Source organism: Aequorivita echinoideorum, assembly GCF_018476645.1.
In the GTDB taxonomy this organism is placed as follows: domain Bacteria; phylum Bacteroidota; class Bacteroidia; order Flavobacteriales; family Flavobacteriaceae; genus Aequorivita; species Aequorivita echinoideorum.
Genome location: NZ_JAHCTB010000012.1, coordinates 1 through 4,590 on the forward strand (window position 1 = coordinate 1; position 4,590 = coordinate 4,590).

6 protein-coding genes are annotated in these 4,590 nt (G+C 39.3%); 2 read left to right on the forward strand and 4 right to left on the reverse strand.

Annotated elements, in window-relative coordinates:
• The first annotated feature begins 219 nt into the window (after window positions 1-219).
• Window positions 220-1,185: an IS110 family RNA-guided transposase gene (locus KIV10_RS13680; RefSeq protein WP_214114697.1), complete on the forward strand. Its 966-nt coding sequence runs from the start codon at window positions 220-222 to the stop codon at window positions 1,183-1,185.
• 44 nt (window positions 1,186-1,229) lie between these two features.
• Here the strand turns inward: KIV10_RS13680 and KIV10_RS13685 are convergent, their stop codons facing one another.
• From KIV10_RS13685 to KIV10_RS13700, 4 genes are all read right to left on the reverse strand, one after another.
• Window positions 1,230-1,529 (reverse strand): type II toxin-antitoxin system RelE/ParE family toxin, encoded by a 300-nt coding sequence (locus KIV10_RS13685; protein WP_214114698.1) that lies wholly within the window; start codon window positions 1,527-1,529, stop codon window positions 1,230-1,232.
• A complete protein-coding gene (locus KIV10_RS13690; protein ID WP_041578750.1) occupies window positions 1,522-1,770 on the reverse strand; it encodes a type II toxin-antitoxin system ParD family antitoxin in 249 nt (82 codons plus the stop codon). The genes KIV10_RS13685 and KIV10_RS13690 overlap by 8 nt, the downstream gene beginning before the upstream one ends.
• Before the next feature lie 308 nt (window positions 1,771-2,078).
• Window positions 2,079-2,894, reverse strand: a complete 816-nt coding sequence (locus KIV10_RS13695) for a DUF3800 domain-containing protein (RefSeq protein ID WP_214114700.1) — start codon at window positions 2,892-2,894, stop codon at window positions 2,079-2,081.
• On the reverse strand, window positions 2,881-3,177 hold the full coding sequence (locus KIV10_RS13700; RefSeq protein ID WP_214114701.1) for a helix-turn-helix domain-containing protein: 297 nt from the start codon (window positions 3,175-3,177) through the stop codon (window positions 2,881-2,883). The genes KIV10_RS13695 and KIV10_RS13700 overlap by 14 nt, the downstream gene beginning before the upstream one ends.
• A gap of 416 nt (window positions 3,178-3,593) precedes the next feature.
• Between KIV10_RS13700 and KIV10_RS13705 the strand changes: the two genes are divergently transcribed.
• Entirely contained in the window at window positions 3,594-4,559 is a 966-nt protein-coding gene (locus KIV10_RS13705; RefSeq protein WP_214114697.1) for an IS110 family RNA-guided transposase, read from the forward strand.
• Window positions 4,560-4,590 lie beyond the last annotated feature (31 nt).

The window sequence follows — 4,590 nt, forward strand, 5'->3', positions numbered from 1 at the left end:
CTTAAGTTTGATTTTTCTTAAATCAGTTAACTTTAGTAATTAATCAGAAAGAACAAAAGAGCGGAGTAAGGTTACTATAGCCAGTGGAAGTTTTCATTCCGTCAACATTGATAATCCCCGCTCTTTTCTACTTTAAATTTCGTTCAGATCTTTGAGGCCCTGACCTCGATTTTAAGTTGGTGAAACCAAAGTAGACCGTCCTTTCATTATTGTTTTTCTATGAATAAATATAGCAAAATTTACGGAGTGGACATCAGCAAGGATGTCTTTGATGCGGTGTGCTCCGAGGGTGCCCACCATCAGTTCGCCAATATCCCAAAGGGTTTCGGTTCCTTCTTAAAGGCCATTCCAGAGGGCTCGCTCGTGGTGATGGAGGCCACGGGATATTACCATTACAGGCTCGCACAGTTTCTTTACAAAAACAATGTGGCGGTATCAGTGGTGAACCCATTGTCGGTAAAGCGTTTCATCCAGATGAAGCTGGCCAAGGTGAAAACGGACAAGAGCGATGCCAGGGCCATCTGTGAGTACGCAAAGGTAAATGAGGTACCTGCCTACACTGCCCTTACGGATGTACAGGCCGAATGCCTGCAGCTCTTCCGCTTATTGGACAGCTACCTGAAGAAGCGCACGGCCACCAAGAACAAGCTGCACGGCGAGGAAACCTTGGGCATTCCCTCCAAGTTTGTCCATCAGTCCCTTAAGCGTGACCTCAAACATCTGGACAAGGAGGTAAGGGCTTTGGAGGAAAGGCTGCTTATGCTCGTAAAACAGGACCAACAGCACCAGCTCACACTCTTAAAGGGAATCCCGGGGCTGGGCACCAAGACGGCCCTGTTCCTAATTGTAATAACCGATGGTTTTGAAAAGTTCGAGACCGCGGGCCAATTGTGCAGTTATGTGGGCATAACACCGACCATACGGCAATCCGGCAGTAGTGTGCGGGGCAAGAGCAGGATATCAAAAGTAGGCAATCAAAAGCTTAGGAACCTTCTCTTCCTGTGCGCATTCTCGGCGTGTAAGCACAACAAGGCCTGTCGGGCGATATATGAGCGTATCGTAAATAAGGGCAAGAGCAAGAAACTGGCGCTTATAGCTGTGGCAAATAAATTGTTGAAACAGGCATTTGCAATTGCAAAAAGTGGTTTGCCCTATGATGCGGAATTTGTATCTAAATTGGACTAAAAAGACTTGTTTTTTAACTCAGATCTTTGTTGAGTGTAGTTTTTTTATTCGGTTATTCTGTTTTTCAAATCCATTTGACCGAGTAAAATTCTTGTTATTTCAATCGGATGGTCAATTCTTTTTCGATATAATATTATGTGTCGATTTGCTTTTAATCCGAAAAGGTCAGATTTAATTCCATCATAATTTTTTCCAAGTTCAGGATTGTCGGCAATGTCTTGGCAAATATCCAAGAGCATATCGTAGTATCTGTCAGCTTGATTTTCAGACCAATTCTCGAGTGTATATTCCCAAATTCCGGTTAAGTCAGCTACAGCCTTATTGGTCAATTCGTATTTAGCCATTCTTTCTGCGTTTCGCTTTTAATTCCTCAAGATTTTTTTTAGGGTCGAAATCGTGAGCAATTCCGCTATCAATTCCTTCTTGAATAGCATTTCTTAACGCAATAACTTTACTTTCTTCATTTTCCAATAGTCGGAGACCAGCTCTGATTACTTCGCTTACGTTTTTGTAACGTCCAGCAGAAACCTGAGTTTGTACAAACTGGTCAAAATAATTTCCGAGCGATATTGATGTATTTTTCATTTCTTTTTAATTTTACTCAAATATACCAAATTTTGGTAAAATAGTCAAATTTGCAGATTTTCGCTCAAATTACGCCCAACGGTCGTGTATATGAAAAGTAGCGTGTAAACAAATACATACTTTTTCCGACTAAAAATAATGCTTTTATATAAGATGAAAGCAATAGTTTGGCACAGAATTAGCTATTTTTTATATACGTTGTTGGCATACGTTTTTTTGAGCTCAAAAATATTTTGTACATTTGCAATGATTAAGTCTGCGAAACACGAAAGTCGACTCCAAGTCGTTATTCTAAATTCAGTTTAGAATTAGTGTTTTAGTGGGCTTATCTTATTTTTGGAAGTTAATGGATTTTTCCTGTTGTCATAATAATTTTTCCAATCACTGTAATTTTCTGTGTCGTAAAGGTCAATTACTAATTTTATTTGGTCTTTTAAGAAATTATAGTATCTGATTTCTCCTCTTTCAAATACTCTTTGTATGGTCCAGCAAAAATAATCTGCTAAATTTAACAATGGGTCTTTTGTTGGATAATTTACGTTGAAAACAATTTTAGTTTTCGTCTCTTTAATTCCGTTTATTCTTGTAAATCTTTGTTTAGCTTTTAGAAAAGCCAATTCTAAATTATGGTTTTTAGTGCTTTTTCCTCTTTCTGAAATATGCATAACAAGCTTTTCGTGTTTTGAAAGTTTATTTTTGAGCAAATGAGATAGCAAATCTGCATAAAAATATTCCTCTTTACCTTTGTGCTTAGTTTCATAACGTTCAATGTCTTTTCTACCAACAACAGCCTCAAAACTACAATTGATTGTTTTCATTAAATCAAACATTTCTTTTCTTACCTCTGGCAAATCATCTGTTGCGTGTAAGTAATATCCATTCTTATTTATTTTCTTTAAAAAACTCGGAACGTGATAAAATTCATCTTTGGTAATTTTTTCTTGAAGTGCATTAATCTTCTCTCTTACTTCGTCTAATGGGTCTTTAATTTTTATCATACCAAGGATAAAAGCTTTAGAAACACCGTTCGTTCCAATTATGTTCTTTTTCCCTTTACCATAGAATGTAGTGTCGCCTGCTTCATCTAAGAAGCGATGATAATCCATTAATTTACTTTTTCCCATTATTAATTTTTTGTTCAGCTATTTTCAATACTTTCTTTATGTTCTTTTCGTCTTTGAGTTCATTTACTATTTTATCCGAGAGCCATATTATTAATAGTTCATTGTAATCTGTATTAAATAGTGTAGAGAATTTTTTAATTAATTCTTTTTTAGCAATTCTATTATTATTCTCTATTTTACTTAGAATTGATGCGTCAATTTCTAATTGAGCAGAGACCTCTCTTAAAAAAAGATTATTTTCTTCTCGCAATTTTCGTATTGTTTCTCCGAAGCTATTTTCCATTTTTTGACTTGACAATATTTGTCAAATTTAGAAATAAAAAAATAGACTACAAAATTTAATTCTGTAGTCAAATGTTTGCCAACGTCTTGTGTATGCGCAGTGGCGAAACGGTCTCCCAACACCCCCGCCCCCGCACGGACGCTAAATGTATAAATTTATTCCCGGACTTTTCATTTGCGGCCATTGCGTATACACAGCTTAAGTTTGATTTTCATTAAATCAGTTAACTTTAGTAATTAATCAGAAAGAACAAAAGAGCGGAGTAAGGTTACTATAGCCAGTGGAAGTTTTCATTCCGTCAACATTGATAATCCCCGCTCTTTTCTACTTTAAATTTCGTTCAGATCTTTGAGGCCCTGACCTCGATTTTAAGTTGGTGAAACCAAAGTAGACCGTCCTTTCATTATTGTTTTTCTATGAATAAATATAGCAAAATTTACGGAGTGGACATCAGCAAGGATGTCTTTGATGCGGTGTGCTCCGAGGGTGCCCACCATCAGTTCGCCAATATCCCAAAGGGTTTCGGTTCCTTCTTAAAGGCCATTCCAGAGGGCTCGCTCGTGGTGATGGAGGCCACGGGATATTACCATTACAGGCTCGCACAGTTTCTTTACAAAAACAATGTGGCGGTATCAGTGGTGAACCCATTGTCGGTAAAGCGTTTCATCCAGATGAAGCTGGCCAAGGTGAAAACGGACAAGAGCGATGCCAGGGCCATCTGTGAGTACGCAAAGGTAAATGAGGTACCTGCCTACACTGCCCTTACGGATGTACAGGCCGAATGCCTGCAGCTCTTCCGCTTATTGGACAGCTACCTGAAGAAGCGCACGGCCACCAAGAACAAGCTGCACGGCGAGGAAACCTTGGGCATTCCCTCCAAGTTTGTCCATCAGTCCCTTAAGCGTGACCTCAAACATCTGGACAAGGAGGTAAGGGCTTTGGAGGAAAGGCTGCTTATGCTCGTAAAACAGGACCAACAGCACCAGCTCACACTCTTAAAGGGAATCCCGGGGCTGGGCACCAAGACGGCCCTGTTCCTAATTGTAATAACCGATGGTTTTGAAAAGTTCGAGACCGCGGGCCAATTGTGCAGTTATGTGGGCATAACACCGACCATACGGCAATCCGGCAGTAGTGTGCGGGGCAAGAGCAGGATATCAAAAGTAGGCAATCAAAAGCTTAGGAACCTTCTCTTCCTGTGCGCATTCTCGGCGTGTAAGCACAACAAGGCCTGTCGGGCGATATATGAGCGTATCGTAAATAAGGGCAAGAGCAAGAAACTGGCGCTTATAGCTGTGGCAAATAAATTGTTGAAACAGGCATTTGCAATTGCAAAAAGTGGTTTGCCCTATGATGCGGAATTTGTATCTAAATTGGACTAAAAAGATTTGTTTTTTAACTCAGATCTTTGTT